22 protein-coding genes are annotated in these 18,766 nt (G+C 44.2%); 8 read left to right on the forward strand and 14 right to left on the reverse strand.

The annotated features are described in order from the left end of the window. Positions 1-3: 3 nt before the first annotated feature. Both J7I42_RS17985 and J7I42_RS17990 read right to left on the reverse strand, forming a co-directional pair. Positions 4-465, reverse strand: coding sequence for a YbhB/YbcL family Raf kinase inhibitor-like protein (locus J7I42_RS17985; RefSeq protein ID WP_209140229.1), 462 nt, complete (start codon positions 463-465; stop codon positions 4-6). Between the two features lie 29 nt (positions 466-494). Next, the gene (locus J7I42_RS17990; protein WP_209140230.1) at positions 495-1,229 is read right to left on the reverse strand and encodes a hypothetical protein; all 735 of its coding nucleotides are present in this window, start codon (positions 1,227-1,229) and stop codon (positions 495-497) included. Between the two features lie 198 nt (positions 1,230-1,427). Here J7I42_RS17990 and xth point away from each other — a divergent pair, with 198 nt between their 5' ends. Both xth and J7I42_RS18000 read left to right on the forward strand, forming a co-directional pair. Then, entirely contained in the window at positions 1,428-2,204 is a 777-nt protein-coding gene (xth, locus tag J7I42_RS17995) for an exodeoxyribonuclease III (protein ID WP_209140231.1), read from the forward strand. A 204-nt stretch (positions 2,205-2,408) separates the two neighbouring features. Beyond that, a complete protein-coding gene (locus J7I42_RS18000; protein ID WP_209140232.1) occupies positions 2,409-2,714 on the forward strand; it encodes an antibiotic biosynthesis monooxygenase family protein in 306 nt (101 codons plus the stop codon). A gap of 54 nt (positions 2,715-2,768) precedes the next feature. On the opposite strand, the gene J7I42_RS18005 is transcribed toward J7I42_RS18000, so the two are convergent. The 3 genes from J7I42_RS18005 to J7I42_RS18015 all read right to left on the reverse strand — a co-directional run bounded on the left by J7I42_RS18005 (position 2,769) and on the right by J7I42_RS18015 (position 5,276). Further along, a complete protein-coding gene (locus J7I42_RS18005) occupies positions 2,769-3,641 on the reverse strand; it encodes a pirin family protein (RefSeq protein ID WP_209140233.1) in 873 nt (290 codons plus the stop codon). A gap of 92 nt (positions 3,642-3,733) precedes the next feature. Next, positions 3,734-4,384, reverse strand: coding sequence for an HD domain-containing protein (locus J7I42_RS18010; protein ID WP_209140234.1), 651 nt, complete (start codon positions 4,382-4,384; stop codon positions 3,734-3,736). Positions 4,385-4,454: 70 nt separating this feature from the next. Further along, positions 4,455-5,276 carry a helix-turn-helix domain-containing protein gene (locus tag J7I42_RS18015; RefSeq protein WP_209140235.1) on the reverse strand — a complete coding sequence of 274 codons (822 nt, stop codon included), beginning with the start codon at positions 5,274-5,276 and terminating at the stop codon, positions 4,455-4,457. 432 nt (positions 5,277-5,708) lie between these two features. On the opposite strand from J7I42_RS18015, the gene J7I42_RS18020 reads away from it, so the two are divergent. From J7I42_RS18020 to J7I42_RS18030, 3 genes are all read left to right on the forward strand, one after another. Further along, a complete protein-coding gene (locus tag J7I42_RS18020) occupies positions 5,709-6,281 on the forward strand; it encodes a Crp/Fnr family transcriptional regulator (RefSeq protein WP_209140236.1) in 573 nt (190 codons plus the stop codon). Between the two features lie 63 nt (positions 6,282-6,344). Beyond that, positions 6,345-6,737, forward strand: coding sequence for a DUF4267 domain-containing protein (locus tag J7I42_RS18025; protein ID WP_209140237.1), 393 nt, complete (start codon positions 6,345-6,347; stop codon positions 6,735-6,737). A 7-nt stretch (positions 6,738-6,744) separates the two neighbouring features. Then, positions 6,745-7,074: a hypothetical protein gene (locus J7I42_RS18030; RefSeq protein ID WP_209140238.1), complete on the forward strand. Its 330-nt coding sequence runs from the start codon at positions 6,745-6,747 to the stop codon at positions 7,072-7,074. 19 nt (positions 7,075-7,093) lie between these two features. Here J7I42_RS18030 and J7I42_RS18035 read toward each other — a convergent pair whose 3' ends face one another. Next, on the reverse strand, positions 7,094-7,711 hold the full coding sequence (locus tag J7I42_RS18035; protein ID WP_209140239.1) for a hypothetical protein: 618 nt from the start codon (positions 7,709-7,711) through the stop codon (positions 7,094-7,096). A gap of 76 nt (positions 7,712-7,787) precedes the next feature. Continuing rightward, a complete protein-coding gene (locus J7I42_RS18040) occupies positions 7,788-8,603 on the reverse strand; it encodes a hypothetical protein (protein ID WP_209140240.1) in 816 nt (271 codons plus the stop codon). A 250-nt stretch (positions 8,604-8,853) separates the two neighbouring features. On the opposite strand from J7I42_RS18040, the gene J7I42_RS18045 reads away from it, so the two are divergent. Further along, a complete protein-coding gene (locus J7I42_RS18045; protein WP_209140241.1) occupies positions 8,854-9,498 on the forward strand; it encodes an NAD(P)-dependent oxidoreductase in 645 nt (214 codons plus the stop codon). Between the two features lie 32 nt (positions 9,499-9,530). Here J7I42_RS18045 and J7I42_RS18050 read toward each other — a convergent pair whose 3' ends face one another. The 6 genes from J7I42_RS18050 to J7I42_RS18075 all read right to left on the reverse strand — a co-directional run bounded on the left by J7I42_RS18050 (position 9,531) and on the right by J7I42_RS18075 (position 13,283). After that, entirely contained in the window at positions 9,531-10,154 is a 624-nt protein-coding gene (locus J7I42_RS18050; RefSeq protein WP_209140242.1) for a hypothetical protein, read from the reverse strand. Between the two features lie 22 nt (positions 10,155-10,176). Continuing rightward, positions 10,177-10,347 (reverse strand): hypothetical protein, encoded by a 171-nt coding sequence (locus J7I42_RS18055; RefSeq protein WP_209140243.1) that lies wholly within the window; start codon positions 10,345-10,347, stop codon positions 10,177-10,179. A gap of 81 nt (positions 10,348-10,428) precedes the next feature. Then, positions 10,429-10,995 carry a hypothetical protein gene (locus J7I42_RS18060; protein ID WP_209140244.1) on the reverse strand — a complete coding sequence of 189 codons (567 nt, stop codon included), beginning with the start codon at positions 10,993-10,995 and terminating at the stop codon, positions 10,429-10,431. A 57-nt stretch (positions 10,996-11,052) separates the two neighbouring features. Then, positions 11,053-11,808: a helix-turn-helix transcriptional regulator gene (locus J7I42_RS18065; RefSeq protein WP_209140245.1), complete on the reverse strand. Its 756-nt coding sequence runs from the start codon at positions 11,806-11,808 to the stop codon at positions 11,053-11,055. A gap of 3 nt (positions 11,809-11,811) precedes the next feature. Next, on the reverse strand, positions 11,812-12,753 hold the full coding sequence (locus J7I42_RS18070) for a hypothetical protein (RefSeq protein ID WP_209140246.1): 942 nt from the start codon (positions 12,751-12,753) through the stop codon (positions 11,812-11,814). A gap of 2 nt (positions 12,754-12,755) precedes the next feature. After that, positions 12,756-13,283 carry a GNAT family N-acetyltransferase gene (locus J7I42_RS18075; RefSeq protein WP_209140247.1) on the reverse strand — a complete coding sequence of 176 codons (528 nt, stop codon included), beginning with the start codon at positions 13,281-13,283 and terminating at the stop codon, positions 12,756-12,758. A gap of 119 nt (positions 13,284-13,402) precedes the next feature. Between J7I42_RS18075 and J7I42_RS18080 the strand changes: the two genes are divergently transcribed. After that, positions 13,403-14,275: a ThuA domain-containing protein gene (locus J7I42_RS18080; RefSeq protein ID WP_209140248.1), complete on the forward strand. Its 873-nt coding sequence runs from the start codon at positions 13,403-13,405 to the stop codon at positions 14,273-14,275. Here J7I42_RS18080 and J7I42_RS18085 read toward each other — a convergent pair whose 3' ends face one another. Then, positions 14,276-17,317 (reverse strand): ATP-binding protein, encoded by a 3,042-nt coding sequence (locus tag J7I42_RS18085; protein ID WP_209140249.1) that lies wholly within the window; start codon positions 17,315-17,317, stop codon positions 14,276-14,278. A gap of 226 nt (positions 17,318-17,543) precedes the next feature. On the opposite strand from J7I42_RS18085, the gene J7I42_RS18090 reads away from it, so the two are divergent. Then, on the forward strand, positions 17,544-18,746 hold the full coding sequence (locus J7I42_RS18090) for an NAD(P)/FAD-dependent oxidoreductase (RefSeq protein ID WP_209140250.1): 1,203 nt from the start codon (positions 17,544-17,546) through the stop codon (positions 18,744-18,746). Positions 18,747-18,766: the final 20 nt, after the last annotated feature.

Raw genomic sequence — 18,766 nt, forward strand, 5'->3', positions numbered from 1 at the left:
GTTTTATCTATCCTCGCGCTCGTACCTGCCCATAATGGTGCCTTCGGCGAGGATATGTGATTTCATGGCCTGTACTAAATTTTCTTTTGATTCCCCATGCATGAGGCCCAGTTCCCGGTCCAGGGCATATACATGGAAATAATAACGATGGGAGCCATTGGGCGGGCAAGCCGGATGATAGCCGGATTTGCCTGCTGAGTTATTACCCGAAATACCGGGGTTTGAATGTTCATTGATCGTAGTGTTGGGTCTTATATTCCACACGATCCAGTGATCGTACGTGCCGCCGGGCGCATCAGGATCTTCCACTATAAGGGCAAGCGTTTGGGTGCCTTCTGGTATATTATTGATCTTCAATGGCGGATTTATGCCTTCTCCGTCGCAGGTATATTTGGCAGGAAGCTCACCATCTGCTTTAAAGGCTGGGCTTGACACCTCAAGCTGCCTGATCCCTGTTGTTGCCATAATATTAGTTTCCCTAAACGCATCAATTTTTATACCGGCATATAGTACAGCGCTTCGGGTGCAAGCCGAAGAACTGGTTGACAATAACATAAGCCCGATTGTCTGTTGCGATCTGCCTGGATGATCACTGGTGGCTGCCTTTCTATTACAGTACTTTTTGTCTGTTGTCTCCCTTGCAGTCGTCGTTCCTGCAACATTCGTTCATAAGGCGTCATCCGTTGTTCGCGGGTAAGTCCCTCCACAGGTGCTTTTCTTATTTTTCGAAGAAAGATAAACAGTCCGATCATAAAGCATACAAATACGATCAGGCTTCCCCGTAAATTGATGGTCTCATAACCGGGGTATGGAAGATGGATATCTGCATTTATCCCAAATGAGTTAATGCCCGTTATTACCTGTGTGGTGAGATGGTCTTTCACCAGGTAATAGATCCATCCGCCGGTTAACACACAACACAATAAAACAAACAATCCGGTAAAAGCCGCTCTTACCCGTTGCAGCAGATGCCGCCTCGACGGAGAAAACAGGATCACGATGGGATAAATAAGAAAAAAGAGCGCTGGCGCCACGATCATGTCTATGTCAAGCGGCAGCCGCACAGGGATATCCAGAAATACAAGACTGGGATTGATTTGAACACGCCCGGCAATGGCAGGAAATTGTTTGGCCACGTATAGCTGGCCGGGAATAATGCAAAGAGCAAGTATTACCAGTACAATGGCAACTGTGGGAAACGACCGTTGCTTCCCTTGAAGAACATCCATAAAATAATTTTTAACAAAATGAATAGGCGACTCGGTTGGCTAAAAAGGTCTTTATGAATATTACCAGGGTACAGTACACAGCATCATGCAACGTGAAGTAAACACAAGTTCTATGCCCCAAATTTTTAATGATCTGACTTAAGAAACTATTATGAATTTCTTTACAATCATTAATTTCGATGCAAAGGAATCTCTATAATGAAAATAGCTACCTATAACGTAAACGGGATCAATGGGCGGTTGCCTGTGTTATTACGCTGGTTACAGGAAAGTTCGCCAGATGTGGTTTGCTTGCAGGAACTGAAAGCACCGCAGGAGAAGTTCCCCGAAAAAGCCATCTCAGACCTGGGCTATCATGCCATCTGGCATGGGCAAAAAAGCTGGAATGGGGTTGCCATTTTATCGAAGTATGGTCTGCCTGTAGAAACGCAAAGAGGTCTTCCCGGCGACCCCGAGGACGTACACAGCCGTTATATTGAAGCTACTGTTAATGACCTCACCATTGGGTGCCTGTATTTGCCCAATGGCAACCCGGCCCCGGGCCCCAAATTTGATTATAAACTGGCCTGGTTTGAACGCCTCACTGTGTATGCTGCCGGACTATTAAAATCAAAAAAACCGGTTATCCTAACCGGAGATTACAATGTAATGCCAACGGAAAAAGACGTTTATAAACCCGAACGATGGGTGAACGATGCCCTTTTCAGACCCGAAACCCGGGCGGCATTTAAAAAACTGGTTGAACAGGGTTGGACCGACGCCATCAGAAAGCTGTATCCTGACGAAACCATTTATACTTTTTGGGATTATTTCAGAAATGCTTACGGGCGGAATGCCGGGCTGCGCATTGATCATTTCTTATTGAACCCGGCCATAGAAAAACAATTACTGGCCGCAGGTGTTGACCGGGACGTACGTGGCTGGGAAAAAACAAGCGACCATGCACCGGTATGGATCGAGCTCAAAGACCATTGAAAAGCTGGATAAGCAATTCAATTATGCGATATTAGTTGTTGCCTTCATAGGAAACATTTGTCTGCTTTCCCAGGGCAACTTAATAACTTTAGTTGTACCTTAACACTCCAATTCCAACAACTTTACCTGTTTCCTTAATAGATCCGCACAGTCTGGACCCACCTGACAATTCCGTTTTCTTCATCTTAAAAAACAGGAGGATTTATGATTGTCCGACTCACCTACATCACTTTTTTACCAGAAAATGTAGATCAGGCCAAAAGGGTTTACCGCGATCAGGTTGTACCTGTTGTAAAAGTTCAAAAAGGTAATCTTGATTGCAGATTACTGGAGCCCATGGACAATTCGAATGAGTATATTTCAATGACAACCTGGGAAACAAAAGATGATGCCGATGCGTATCACACCAGCGGCACGTATAAAGAGCTTGTAGACAAAGTAAGAAAAGACTTTGCTAAAAACCCGACATTGAGAGTATACACAACTGAAAGCATTCTTGAACATGCCTAACCAGCCATCAATATAAAAGGGCCTTTACAGGCCCTTTTATATTGAGTTACTTATTTACCATTTATAATGCTGTTCTTCGGGCACCGTTGAAATATGTTTCATTTTGCCCTGCCGGTACTGGTTATACAGCGATACAATATCCTCTGAACTATCCGCAATAAAGGGACCGTGAGAAACAATTTTCTCATGTAATGGTTTTCCTGCGTATAATACAAACCGTACGCCTTCCTCACCTGCCGTTATCTTTAATTCACTTTCGCCGTGCTCGTCAACAATATTCAACCAGCCTACCTGATCTTTATACAGCCAGGTTTTATGATCTCCCACCTGTACCCCGCCCTGCAAAATGTACAGGAAGGTATTATAGCTTGCTGGTATTTTTTGCACAGACGATGCACCTGGCGCAACGGTAACATCAGCAATGATCAGGGGTACATAGTTTTGTATCGGCGAGGTAACGCCAGCCAGCGAACCGCTGTATAATTTTATTTGCGTTGCCTTGTCATTGACAACAGGTACATGTGCCAGGGGCAGGTCCTGCAACCGGGGCATGGCCTGCCGGTGTTCCCGGGGAAGATTGGCCCATAGCTGAAGAATACGCATGTTGCCGGGTTTATCAATGATCTCGGTATGAACTACCCCACTGCCCGCCGTCATGAGTTGAAAGTCGCCGCTTTTCAGTTTGTGATCATCTGCGCCTAACTCACCGTCAAGCACCAGCGTCACCGTTTCAAAACCGGCATGTGGGTGGGGACCGCCCACGGGTTTAGTATCTTTCTTATCCAGCACATCGTCCATCAGCAAAATAAATGGATCGCTTTGGATGTAATTATCATAGATCAACGGCCGTGCAATATGCCCTGCACCCAGAAAACCGGGTTCACCCTCGGGGTTTTCTATTCTTATCAATTCTCTTGTAATTGCCATAACCTTAATTTAATGTAGTATTGAATACACCACAAAATTACACAAGTTATGTCATCGCTTTCAGGGCGCTATACCGGAAGGAAGTGCGGGCCCTATTCACTCCAAGGCGACTGTAAAATACAATCACAAAAGTTCTTTCGCTGAAAACCAGGTATCATAAAGGCGCATACATCTGCCTTGATATTACCAAAAGTAGTATCCGTCTTATGCTTAAAGCCATCAAAAAAAGTGGGTATGATGTTTTTCTTAAAGCCATTACGGGGGAATTGTTTAATAATGGCTTCGCGGTTCTCTTCAGTCAGCTCCTGGTACCCCTCGCCCATTACATCCAACCCCACACCGGAATACAATAAAGCAACTTCGGCTTCTTTATATTCAGCTACCCCTATAGTGGTATGCAGCGCAATAGTATCCCAAACCAGCTGCAGCGATGATGGCGGCAGGCCATGTCCTTTAAGAAAATCACGGGCCGCATTGGCGCCATCTACCTCAAATCGTTTATCGGCACTGCTATAATGCGGAGTAAGCCCCAGGTCATGAAAAACAGCACTTACATACAATAACTCAGGATCATATCGCAGTTTCCGGTTCGCCCCATTCAACGATGCGAATACAAATACCCTTAAGGAGTGGTTATAAATGAATTCTGTACCATGTTCCAGCAACAGCTCGGTGGCTTGTTTTGCAATAGTGCTATCGGGAATAGTAATGCCTGCTACTGCTTTTGGTTTGTTTACTGACATATTACTTTGCTTTTATTTTTATGCAAAGCTATTTGACAGTTCATAGCCGGGAAATGCCAGAAATTACATATCAGATACCAATTTTTACAAACTGATCGCGGTACTGATTAGGGCTATACCCTGTTTGATTTTTGAAGAAGTTACTGAACTGATAGGGATTGGCGAAATGCAACTGGCCGGCAATCTCTTTTATAGAGCGGGAGGTGAATTGCAGGTCTTTCTTTGCTTCGTTAACCAGGTGTTGCAGGATCATTTTTTTGGCATTCTTTCCTTTGCTCTTGCATACATCCGAGAGTTTTCGAGTGCTTATCCCCAATGCATCGGCATGATCATCGACTTTATGTAAATAGTTTCCTTTTTCACTAACAAGGGCTACAAACCGTTCAAACAACTTGCTGTCATAAGAGCTTGTATCGGCCTTAAGCAGGAAATGAATATTGGCTGTTTTTATAATGATCACTTTCAGATAGGCTGCCAGCACATCGGGTTTATTGCTGTAATCGGGCAGTTCAAAATCGCAATAGGTAAGCTCCAGTAATTCAAGCAGGTGATCAAAATGTTGTTTATCGGGAATAAGCGTAAAACTATCTATGCTTCTGTTGAATAGTACTTCTTTGCAGTTATTGGCGCTGAGTGGGGTCTTTTGCCAGAACGAATCATCGAATTGTAATAAATACCCGCTGATCTTATTTTCTCCGAAAACAACCCGTTTATCTTTACCAATCAGGTACACCTTACCCCTGGAAATGGTATGGGGAACATAAGCCAGCTCCAGTTCACCCCTTCCCTTTTCAATGACCAGTATTTTATTAAAAAGTTCCGTTGTAAGTTCTGTTGGTCCAAAACATTTATCCCGGAATTTCTCAATAGTAAAAACATCACTGATCTGCATGGAGCATAGTTTTGCCAGATAAAGCTACAATCTTATTTCCTGTTTGCTATTTTAATGTTTTTGGTAGTTCCAATGCAAAGGGTCTGTCCATACAGTAGGAAATTTCCCAGGATTTTGGCACCCTTTTCACAATGTGGATGGTCGAAGCTTAACTGAACACAAACCGAAGCTGAATTATGGGCATTCCCGTAATGGGAATGAAATAAGAGAACGCTGACAGGCGATAATTTTTGAGATCTGTTTATCACTTCAAACGGGTCTAATAGGGACCTAACAGGGACCTCACAAGGACCTCACAAGGACCTCACAAGGACCTGACAGGGATAATGTCCCTGTGAGGTCCGGCTGATCTCCTTGCAATTCCCTATAAGGGGATACTGGAGGTCGCCTTTTGGGGTCTCGGATTTGTTGATTGCTTATCTTTATTCCCATATGGAAGCCTTATTCAATAGCATTGCCTACTTTGTTCCTGTTGGGGAAGCTGAAAAGGAAATTATCGCCAGCCTTTTTACGGAAAAGCACTTTAAAAAAGGGGAACCATTTTTACAGGAAGGAAAGGTTTGCCGGCATGTAGGGTTCATTGTAAAAGGTTTGATGCGTTATTTCTTAACTGAGGACGGCGAAGAAAAAACTTTCTATTTCGCGAAGGAATACGAGTTTGTAAGCAATTATGAAAGTTTTGTGCCGCAAATACCCTCTCTTAAAAGCATAGAAGCCCTGGAAGACACGGTCATGTACATTATCTCCTACGAGCACCTGAACCGCCTCTACAGCACCATGGCCAACGGTGAGCGCATGGGCCGACTGATCATTGAACAGGTATTTGTACAGGCTTTGCAAAACCTGAATTCTTTTTATTCCGACACCCCGGAACAGCGGTATAAAAAACTGCTGCTGGCGCACCCCGATCTGCAACAACGCATACCTCAATATTATATAGCCTCTTGCGTGGGCGTGAAACCGCAATCACTCAGCCGCATCAGAAAAAGGCTTTCCCTGCATTAATTAACCTGGGTGCATGAAAAAGTTGGTGCCGTCGATGACATTTGCATTATAAACATAATGCAAATGAAAAAGATCACACCCATTATCGCGTACTGGCTCTGTTTACTTACCGGTCTTGGTTTAGTTTTTATTGGCGCCCGTTTCTTCTTTGTTCCTGTTGAAGCGGAACACGCATATGGCATCCAGGTGAATACTGGTGGCAATTTTTCCTTCCACTATTTAAAAGGCGCCCGCGATATCTTCTCTGGCCTGGCACTTACAGCGTTGCTGCTTACCCGTCAATATCGTGCATTGGGCATTCTTTCGCTCTGCGCCGTAATAGTTCCAGCTACTGACATGAGTATTGTAGCTTCACAAGCCAACGTTCAAACAGCGGCCCTTTACCCCCATCTGTCAGCCGTCATCATCGCCATACTGCTGGGTAGCTATTATTTACGTGCAAAAACTGTAAAATAACTTACTTATGATACTGTTTAATATTATCCTTATTCTTCATTTTGTGGCATTCCTGTGGTATACCGCCCTGCTTGTAATGCTGTACCCCAAACCTGTAAAACAACTACCGAAAACCGGGTTACTATTAGGTATTTCCATATTGGTGAGCGGGTTATTACTGGTAGCATTAAAATACCCGGTTATCAATTATTACAAAGTAGTCCCCAAGCTGGTCATTTTTGGTGTGATCAGCACTTTAAATGGCTTATACAGCCGTAAAACCTTACCGGTGAAAGTTTACCTGGTAATAGTGGGTTTAACGGTGCTGGCCAGTCTGATCGCAGTAGTTAAAGTGTAGGTTTCAGTCCAGGACATGTTCAATCCTGTTCCCACTTACGGGTAGTTGATCCGTTTTGCCGCACCACCCGCCAGCCATGTTGGGCTGCCTCTTTTAACAGGCGCGTTCTCAATTTTTTGGGATAAAATATTTTCCGGTAAGTGTTCCTATAACTATACCGGGGCAGAATATGCAATTGCGCCAGGATATCGTAAGCGGCCGCGCCACAACGCATTCCTATAAACGCATAATCGTAGGGCGTTTGTTTCAGGTAAGCTGCTGTAATACTATCGAATTGCTGTTTCTGCCGAGCGCTAACAGGAATATAAATGATGGCACTTTTTACGCTATCGGGGTTGTAGTGAAACAGGGAATAGAATTGTTTTTCGGAATGGACCCCATACCGGCTATGCCGGTTTTTCTCTTTAGCAAACCAATGCAACTCTCCTTTTTTCAGGAAGTTCACAATTTTATCGCTATCGCTTTCAATACCTACATGGCCTCCTAAAATGCCGCCAAACCATTTCCGTTCTGTATCCTTATATTTTTTTAAAGGTTTGGAACCATAGAGGAAATGAACTTTTAAACAGGCAGTGTCCTGCGAATACACCTGGCACCAGGTAAAGCAAATAAGTATGATCGTTACCAGCCGAACCATTATGCGTTGATAATTCCGCTAGTATACGATTTTTTTAATATAAAGCCTACAACAGAACTGTTATGATATTCTTGAATTATTCGAAGGTATATACTGTCACGGCGTTCATACCAGGTTGTATTTCGTTTACAGTACTGGCCTGCCACGCATAATTATTTGCATTGTATTGGTAAGAAGCTGTTTGTACCAATTGAAAGTCGTCATGCCCTTTTGCCAGATACTGTTTTACCACATTCCCTGCGCTTTTTGTAGCGATGGCATAAATAGCATTACCGGCTTCATTATAGAAATACACGTTTTCCTGGTTCCTGAGCGGGTTTATTTTACCGTCATATTCATTTTTCAACCGGGCATATAATTCAAGCGTTCCATTTTCCATTTTGTAACTTTCTGCCAGGGTTGCATTTGCGCCATCATACATAAACTTGGAAACCCATGCTAATTGATAGGTACCATTTGTTATGGAATACTGGGAATCAGCTATCAGCCGGCCTACATTATCATAGGCATATACGTTATAATCTTCGTTTACCGCTATTGTACCGGCCCGGCGTTGTCTTTTAGTGATCCTTTTATAAGCATCATCGATCTCAAATTCATAAGAAAATGTTACAGGGCCTCCATTCTGGCGAAACTCAGCTTTTGATACGCTGCCTCTGTTTTCATACAGCAGGTTCATGGACAAAACCTGGTTATTGCTGCTGTCGCGTTCGCCAATCAGTTTTCCTAATAGGTCCCGTTCATAAAAATGATAATTCGCCGGAAAGTTGTCAAACGTGATGATATATTTCTTTAAACGGAAGCCAACGCTCAGATCTGCACTTTCCCTTCTACATGAAGAAAATACACATATGGACAATAGTACAGAAGCTAGGGTTAAAGAGCGGCTCATTCAATTTAATTTTCGCAAACATACTTAAGATAAGTTAAAATGTAAATGGGGGAAAAACTACGCTAGTAAAACACCCAACAGACAGATACCGTTGGCCAGTTCTCCCTTTTTCTTCCCTAACTGGTTCATATACTGTACCTTCGCAACATTAAAATCTCCTGATAAATATTGATATACTCGTTTATTGCTGCTTTTCCTGGTGAAAAGCAGGGCAGTTTATTTTTATTATCAATTTTTATTAACTGAGATCATGAACCACATAATAAAAGTTGCCGTTATTGGCGGCACTGGAAAATCAGGCAAATACCTCGTTCAGGAATTACTCGCCCAGCAGCTCCCCATCAAACTGCTCCTTCGTGACCCGGCAAAGTTCAAAACCATCCATCCACTGGTTGAGGTTATTCCCGGAAATGTTACAGACTATAAGGCGGTCCATAATTTAATAGATGGTTGTCAGGCTGTTATAAGTACCTTGGGCCTGGGCATCCCGGCAAGCGAACCTACTATTTTCAGCCAGTCAACCACCCATGTTATACAGGCCATGAAGGCATGCAATGTGCATCGCTATGTAGTTACTACCGGTTTGAATGTAGATACGCCATTTGACAATAAAACGGGAAAAACAGCCCAGGCTACGGATTGGATGAAAAATACCTATCCCGTTTCCACCGCTGATAAACAACTGGAGTATGAACTATTGTCCACCAGTACTATCGACTGGACGCTGGTACGGCTACCCATGATTGAACAAACCGCCGGGCGTTATCCGGTGGCGGTGAGCGTAACAGATTGTCCGGGGGCAGCCATAGGCGCAGGCAGTTTGGCCCACTTTCTTATTGACCAGCTTTTCGCTAAGGAATATATAAAGAAGAGCCCGTTCATTGCCAATGGATAAACAGGCTACAGAGGGTCCAAACGGGCCCTCTGTTATTTTACGCGCTCAGATACGTTGTACCAGTTCCATTCCCAGGTTTTACCATTATCGGTGGAAAATGCCTGGCTCCAGATGGGCCGTTCTTTATTTCTTGCGTCCCAGCGGAACACCACCAGGACCGGTTTTCCATTGTAGGTGTCTTTGCAAAAGAAATGACCGATCGTATTATCAAATGAACCCACCATAGGCGGATCAACCACGCCCACATTACTGGCTACCCAATACAAACTCCACAGCCTGGTTTTGGGATCAAAAGTGCGCAGGGTAAACCCTTCAAAAGCCTGCCCTTCCATGCCCGGCATTTCAGTAGTACGGTAGGTATCTACATTGCCTTTACCGCTTAAGATAGGCTGGTTTTCATCCCAGGAAACAAACTCCGTCCAGTCGTGGCAGTTCACCAACCGTTTATTTAACCGGCGATGGTACATTTTCCATTTGCCGGCCAGGAAATCAAAATCATTATTGGCAGAAGTAGCCGAAGCCGTTACTATCAGCGCGCCTTTCGCGTCAAATTTTACGGGAGGGATGGCAACAGCGCTGTCAGTTGTCAGCTCCCGGTTTTGTCCCAGCACAAGGTGTGTTGTACAAGCAAACAGAAAGATAATAGCGTATTTCATGGTAATGGTGTTGTGATAAAAGTTAGGGCATTTGCGCGGGCAACACACCTTTCTTGTTATTGTTGGTCATTGGCAGTGACCGGTGGCAAGACATATTTATGTCATTTACATACAAAAACCGGTTGTTGGCATACAACGCAAACAGATCTGCCAGTATGCATACTAAGTTTGCACCGCCATCACTGAAAATCATAACTTATCAAGTAAATAGGGAGACGTATAAACACAATTGAGCCCTGATTTCAATCGGGGCTCTTGTTTTTTTATTACATGCTCAGCTCGACCATTGACCCCTGGTTTGAAAAAACTTCCATACACCTTTTTCCTTTATATAAATACTATATCCCCCATCACCGCCTAACCAGCCGAGACTTGACTCAGCATAAAACACACAAATATTTCCGCTTTTATTAAAAAGCGGATAAGACAGCAAAAAATACCCTGGTCCAAATTTCTTATGATACTCCTCCCAGGCGTCCGTGTCGTCCTTTACAGAACGAATTCGAAATACAGTTTCATAGTCGTCTATTGGTACCCGCGTCCAGTTGATCGCATAGGATGAGTCGAATGTTACAGGTTTATAATTTTTGATCTGCCATTCTATAAATTCTATATCATCATCACAGAACAGGTCCCATACGGAGTCTATTTCCTTTATCTTTTCTATACTTACCGGCTTGTATGCCTGATCAACCAGGAGAAACGTTTTTTTGAATCTTTCGTTGTTGTTATAACTCATTTTAGTCAACAGCGCCCTTACGTCGTACAATGCCGGATCGACATTTTGTGCGGCCAGGTTATTGAAAAAAAATACGGTCAACCCAAAAACAAGATATCTCATAAACTGGATATGATTTTATATCAGGATGCGCAAAATTGAAAATTGCATCTCCAACTATTACAACTCCAACGGCGCCTTCCCGGTCAGCCCTTTTGCATCTTTACAAAAATGAGCATAATCCGTATATCCAAAATCGGTATAATTGAAATGATAGCCGAAGGTACGATAAGCCTGTAACGCCGATTTAAAACGTATTACTTTCTGACAGTACTTGGGTGATACCCCCGTATGCTCCAAAAAATACCGCCTGAGCGATGCATAGGTGATATGATGCCGGTTGCATAATGACTGTATACTTTCCGGCTGACAGTATTGCGCATTTGAAAAAACGTGGGTGAACAACTCCACATATTGCTGTTTATATCCGGTCATAAACGGCTGATAGCGCAACAGCCGGGTTTCAAATAAATTGACCCGATGCCGGAATGAAGGCAGATCAGCCAACTGCCAGGCAGAAAAGTCCCTGAATAAATGAGGGATCGCTACCTGATCATTTTGAATGGCATTAGGAGGAACCGGGCACAACGTGTTAAAGACGCCGGGTTTCAGCTTGGCATAAAATGCTTTACTACCCGGTTTATAGGAGCCGGTAACGCACTGGGTCAAATGCCCCATCAGGCGAATAGGCTGTTCATTCAAAAGATCGATGGCAATAAGCGTATTGACCGAAGGCAATCCGGTGATATGAAGGGGGCCTGAAGCAAGGGTGGTATCTATTTCAAAATAATAAGCGATGCAGCCAGCCAATGCCTGCTGCGGATAGGCTATCCGCAGAAAAGAAGATCGTTCATTTTCAAAAACCACTTTGCCCATAAGCTACAACAGTCCTTCCTCCAGCTTATTCAGTAATTCCAGTCCGAACCCTGAAATAAAGAACCGTTCTTTTTTATTATTGAGGAATTGTTGAGTCCAGTCTACCAGTCCACCATCAGCAATTTCAAAGTCCCGTTGCTGTAAAGTGATCACCGCTTTGAACTGAAGCCCCTTATAATAATTGTTGGAACCGGGGTTTTTATCCTGGGTTACTTCCAGTTCTGGTACCTGGGTATGAAGATACGCCAGCACAGCAGGAATAAAACCATCGGGATAACCAGCCCGTTGTTGCAACCTGAACCTGACATCACCTGTATTAAAAACAGTGGTCAGCACCTCTTTCAGCGCTAAGAAATGTTCTACTATTGCTTGCTTTTCAAAAGCAAAATTACCGGTATCTGTGCCCGATGATACCAGGCAGCCTATAGTGAAATGCGGTGAAAATCCTTTTAATTGAAATGGCTGCGACCGCACATGCCGTTGTGTGGTGCAGTATTTTATATGGTTGCCGCCAGCATTATTTTTTTGCTTTTTCTTTTGACTACTGATATACATCGCCAGCGCATTGGTAGCATCAGACAACACCTCACAATTGCGTAAAGCCGAAACTACTTTGTCCTGGTCAACCGTTGCCACCACCGAACAGGTACCCAGCTGACTAAGCGGCGATACCTGTACCGGCAGAAACTGATGCCTGCTCAGGCATTGAAGCGTTTGCAGCGATCTTTCAAGAAGATGGACGAAGTCAGTTTCCGCCGGCTGTACAAAACGATTCTTTTCATATTGCTTCAACAGTTCGGGAGCTGATAGTTGCTGGGCCCGCCGCGAAAAAACCTCCAGTAACAGCGAATTCAGTTCAGTGCCCGATAATTCATCGGCCAGTATATTGATCAGGTTCTCATTGCCCGTACGTTGGGCTATTATTTTTCCAATCTTTCCCGGCATTGCTATTTTAGTTTAGCCATTAAGTAATCATCGAGCAGGACTTTGTTTTTGATACTCCCCTTTTTTCTTATGCCCTCAATAACAAATCCGTTTTTTAACAAGGCTTTTCGCGAAGCAGTATTGGTCTCAAAAACATGGGCAAAGATCCTGATCATATTTAACTGGCTAAACCCATGTTGGCAGGCAAGCCCGATCGCTTCGGTAATAATTCCCTTTCCCTGAAAAGCAGTCCCCAGCCAATACCCGATCTCGGCACTGTGCCGGTAAATATCTTCCTGCCGGGTCAAACTGATCACTCCTGCCAGCGTATTATGGTCAAAAATACCCCAGGCTTGTAAGTAAGGGTCTGCTGCTGCAAACTGGATAAACTCCTGTGCATTGGTGAGCGTATAAGGCGAGGGAAAGCTGTCTCTAATGCAAGCAGCAATAGCTGCATCATTGGCAATACCAGCGAGCGCCGGGGCGTTGGCTGGCACCAATGAACGCAGGCTAATGCCCCGTTGCCCTGTTATTTCAACGGATTGTTCCATATGCAAGATTAAACATTACCGGGCACCTAACTGGTGTAAAAATCGTACATTACATAATTTGCATTAACTTTTTAAGCCGCCGCCCAACTCATTAACAAAAAAGATAAATCATAGTACCGATGCCTGCCAAACAGCTCCTTTTTCGCTTTCTGATCATCGTATGTTTTCAGCATGTTACCGGTATACACGAGGCTGTCTGCCAGCAAAAAGCCCGGTTCCATGTACTGGCTTTTTATACTGCCAAACACGATCAGGCGCACATCAGCTTTGTGCATGAAGCCAATAAATGGTTTGCTCAACAGGCAAACCGGTTTCACTTCCAATACGATTCAACCAACGACTGGAGTTTACTCAACACGAATAACCTCGCCCAATACCAGGTTGTTATTTTTCTGGATACCCGCCCCGATGATGCTGCGCAACGCACCGCGTTGGAGACCTATATGCAGCACGGTGGCGGCTTGCTGAGTTTCCATTTTGCCGGTTTTGCGTTAACCCCTTCTGCTTATCCGCAAAACTGGAACTGGTACCATAATACGCTGTTAGGTGCTGGTGAGTACAGTGGCAATACCTGGCACCCAACGCCTGCCATCTTACGGGTTGAAAAAAGAGATCACCCGGTAACCCGGTACCTGCCGCAAACGTTTACATCAGCGCCTAATGAATGGTATAAATGGGAAAACGACCTGCGGAAAAACCCCGATATAGAAATATTGCTGTCCGTAGACTCAACCAGTTTCCCTTTGGGCAATGGTCCCAAACAACATGAGATCTGGCATTCAGGCTATTACCCGGTTGTATGGACGAACAAAAAGTACAGGTTGTTGTATGTGAACATGGGGCATAATGATATTGATTACGACAATAAAACCAATAAGGAACTATCGTTTCAATTTGAAAATAAGGAGTATTGCCAACTGATCGTAAATAGTTTGTTCTGGTTGGCAGGTAAGAAAACCGGCAAAGCAACTTTATATGCGCTTTCGCAGTAGTTATGCGGGAAGATAAAGGTGAATAGTGGCGCCCTCATTTTCTTTGCCTTCTGCCATAATAAAACCGTTATGGTTCTCTACCACTTTTTTGGCAATGGCCAGGCCAATACCTGTTCCTTCATAATCTTTGCGGCCATGCAAGCGTTGGAACAGACCAAATATTTGTTCACTGAATTTGGGATCAAAGCCGGTACCATTGTCTGCCAGGGAAATATGCCAGTATTTCTTTTCCATATTAACAGCAGCCTTATCGATGGTTTTACCATCAACCACTTCACTTTTTATAGTAATATGGGGTGGCACGTTTGTCCGCGCAAACTTGATGGAGTTGGTAATGAGGTTGGTGAATAACTGCTTGAACTGAAATGAGATTATAGGTAAAATGGGTAGTCGTCCGCATTCTATCACCGCACCAGTGGCGGTTATTTTTTCCCACAACTCCTGTTTTACTTCTGCCAGGAGGCTGTTGAGATCGGTCTTTTCAAAATGCTTTTGCGAAGTATTGGTGCGGGAATAGGTAAGCAGGTCGTTGATCAACAACTGCATTCTGTTGGCGGCATTATCCATCCGATAAAAGAAATTCTTTCCTTCATCGCTCAACACATTTATTTCCTTTTCCAGAATACGTTTACTGAACATCTGGATCTTACGCAAAGGCTCCTGCAGATCATGACTGCTCACATAGGCGAATGAGGTCAATTCTTCATTCATTTTAGTGAGCTCCCGATTCATTTCTTCCAGCTTTTTGGCATACTTCTTTTGTTCCGCAATATCCATCAGCGCTTCTGTTCTTATCTGCTGGGTCTTTATCTGGGAAGCGATCCGCGAGATCAATTCTTTGGAAGAAAACGGTTTGGTGAGATAATCATCGGCACCGGTTTCCCAGCCTACGATCTTCGACTCCTCACCCGCTCTTGCAGTTAACAATATTACAGGAATATGTGCGGTTGCTTTGTTTGCTTTTACTTCCTGTAACAATCCAATACCATCCAAAACCGGCATCATGATGTCCGTTAAAATAAGCGAAGGTGGTTGTTGCTGGATCTTTTGCAAGGCATCCTGCCCATGAATGGCTGTAATAACTTTAAAATGGGGCATTAACACGGATTGCAGGTGTTCGCGCATATCAGCATTATCATCAACTACCAGAATCAATGGCATACCATTTCCGTCGGTCGCGTTCACATGTGCTGCATTATTTTTTACCAGCAGGGTACCGGCTTCTTCCACAAACATGTTTGTGATCATTGCATCTTCCTGATCGCCCTGGTGAACGCGGGTTATTTGCTGTTTTGGGAGGTGTTCTTTACCTAATGGTATTCGAACAGTGAACGTACTTCCCTTGCCCAATTCGCTTATAACCCCAATATCTCCTTTATGTAATAAAGTAAACTCTTTTATTAATGACAGACCAATACCAGTGCCTTCGAAAGTACGGCCCGTTACGTTTTGCACCCGGTGAAAACGTTCGAACATATGAGGCAGTTCTGCTTCGGGTATGCCCACGCCGGTATCCATTATTTTAAGTACCGCATATTGGTCTTCAGCCGACAATTCTACTGTAATGGTCCCAGCAAGTGTATACTTGAAAGCATTGGACAACAGGTTAAAAACGATCTTCTCCCACATGTGCCGGTCAACATACACCGGTCTAACGATCGTATCGGTTTTTATAACCAGTTTCATTCCGGCTTTTTCAATAACGGCCCTGAAGTTAGCAACCAGGTTCCTGGTCAATGCCACCAGATCAGTAAGGGCATAATTAGCCTGTTGCCGTCCCGATTCAATACGGCTGAAATCGAGTAAGGTATTTACCAGTTTGAGTAACCGTACCGCATTCCGGTGCGTGGTCTCAATATTTTTTCTTTCAATTGCCGACAAATTACCTGATGGCTGATGGAGCAACTCTTCCAGAGGATTCAAAATGAGCGTAAGCGGTGTTCTGAACTCATGGCTGATATTGCTGAAGAAAACAGTTTTTGCCTTGTCTATCTTTTCCAGTTCTGCGGCCCGTTTTCTTTCTTCTTCAATAGCCAGCATTTTATTGATCTCCAGGGAAGCCCTTTCACCAATCAGTTCACAGAACTGTTTGAAATTATTATCAAAAAGCCGGTATGGGTTCAATGCCGCAAAAATGATCGCATAGGGATGATTGCTGCCCACTGCGCTTATGGGTATATAAACGAATTGAGAGGCGGCTGATCTCCACTCCCCTTTTGGAATATCCTTAATTTCTGTATTTACTTCGGAAAGGGTCATTTTATTGGCAGCATAGGCTTCGCCAAAATCCCGCGTACTCTTTGTGGAAGTGCCCAGCTCAATGGCTGCAGGCAGTATGTATTGTTTATTGTTTGTACCTGCTGATGCAGCGGCAACAGCAGTATTGTTATTGTTCTCTATTTTATATACAGTGGCAAAAGGAAAATCTTTATGGTTCTTTCCCAATGCTTCGGCTATGTTCCGGTAAATAACGTCTAATGATTTTTCATCAAAAGCGATGGCGCCCAGATCACGTAGGGTTTGCAGTGACCTTTCATTAATAACGCGTTCCGTGTTGTCGGCACATACGCAGAATAAGCCCTTCATAGAGCCATCATTGCCCGGCACGGGGCTATAACAAAACGACACATATACTTCTTCCTGGTAACCTTTACGTTCCATAATAAAAAGCATAGAATCGTCATATGTACCTTCATTCCGTTCAACACTTTCAATTTTGGGAACCAACAGGTCCCAGACTTCAGCCCAAACGTCTTCTGCTTTGGCGCCCAGGGCCAACGGATGCTTTACCCCCAAAAAATGCGCATACTGGTCGTTATAAATATTGATACGAGAAGGTCCCCACCATACAAACATGGGTTGCGCTGAGGTAAGAATAATGCGAATACAGGTCTTTAAACCCTGTTCCCAGGATTCCGGATCTCCCAGTTGCGAGTTTCCCCAGTCAAAGTTTCGAATCCGCTCTCCCATTTCACCACCGCCCGAAAGAAAATCCAACTGTTTAGTTATCGATATGTTTTTATTCATGTTAATGTATGCCATGATACAAGCATCGGTTTTCCATATATATAATATATATATTTTCTACTACCTCAGGTTGAGCAATAACTTGCCCATCAAAATGCAAAACGCCAATATAAATGCTATCTGTAAAACTATAGAAATCATTTACAGTAAGCATTTAAAAGGTAATGCGCAACTTTCTGCATTACACGTTTCAAATGATATGCCATTGAACAGTGGCACATTTCTTAATTAGCATTTGTACATGGACTTAAGATCAGAATACCCTTTCTGGCTGCTTGACAAAGGAATCATTCATTCCTATCCTTCTCTGCAAAATGACCTACGCACCGATGTGGTGATCATGGGCGCCGGCATTAGTGGTGCATTGGCGGCCTGGTGTTTAGTACATGCGGGTTTTAAAACCGTGGTGGTAGACAAGCGCCATGTAGGCATGGGCAGTACGGCTGCCAGTACGGCCTTATTGCAATATGAAATTGATACTCCCCTCACAGAACTGATTGGCTTACGGGGTGAACGGGATGCAGTGCGCAGTTACCTGCTTTGTCTGAAAGCCATCGATGACCTCGAAAACATTTGCGGCCAATGGCCGGAAGCCGGTTTTACGAGACATCCCAGCTTGCAATTCGCCTCCTACAAAAAAGATGTGGCCGCCCTGGAACGGGAATTTACGCTTCGCAAACAATATGGCTTTGCATTGCAATGGCTCGACAAAAACGCCATAAACGACAAATTCGGATTTAAAAAAGAAGCTGCCCTGCTATCGCGTGACGGAGCCGCCATAAAAGCATATAGCCTTACGCATGCCTTGTTGCATCGTTGCCGGCAACTGGGCGTGGAAGTATATGACCATACCGCTATTTCGCATTTTCGCGAAAACCAGCGCGGAGTAGCCCTGATAACCGAAGAAGGTAAAAAGATCAGGGCCCGGAAACTGGTGATCGCCTGTGGATATGAATCGGCCCAATACATTCCACAAAAAGTGCAAACCCTGCAATCGACCTATGCCATCATCAGCGAAGCCTGTAATACCAACCAGCACTGGTATCGCAATGCCCTGATATGGGAAACGGCGCGCCCCTATTTATACCTGAGAACAACCGCCGATAACCGTATTCTGGTTGGGGGCAGGGATGATGATTTTAGCAGTCCTTACCTGCGCGACCGGGCCCTGCCGGCAAAAGCCAGGGCGCTTGAAACGACATTCAGGAAGTTATTTCCCCATATCCGTTTCAGAACTGATTTTAAATGGGCCGGCACATTTGCTTCCACAAAAGATGGCCTGCCCTATATTGGCAGCCTGCCCGGCAAACCACATACATATTTTGCACTCGGGTTGGGTGGTAATGGGATAACATTCAGCATAATAGCAGCACAGATCATAACCCGGCTGGCATTGGGCCTTAAGGACGATGATGCCCGTCTTTTTGGTTTTAATCGTTCCTGATACTTTAGAAAGCAGGCACA

Origin of the sequence: Niastella soli (assembly GCF_017742245.1) — a bacterium.
In the GTDB taxonomy this organism is placed as follows: Bacteria; Bacteroidota; Bacteroidia; order Chitinophagales; family Chitinophagaceae; genus Niastella; species Niastella soli.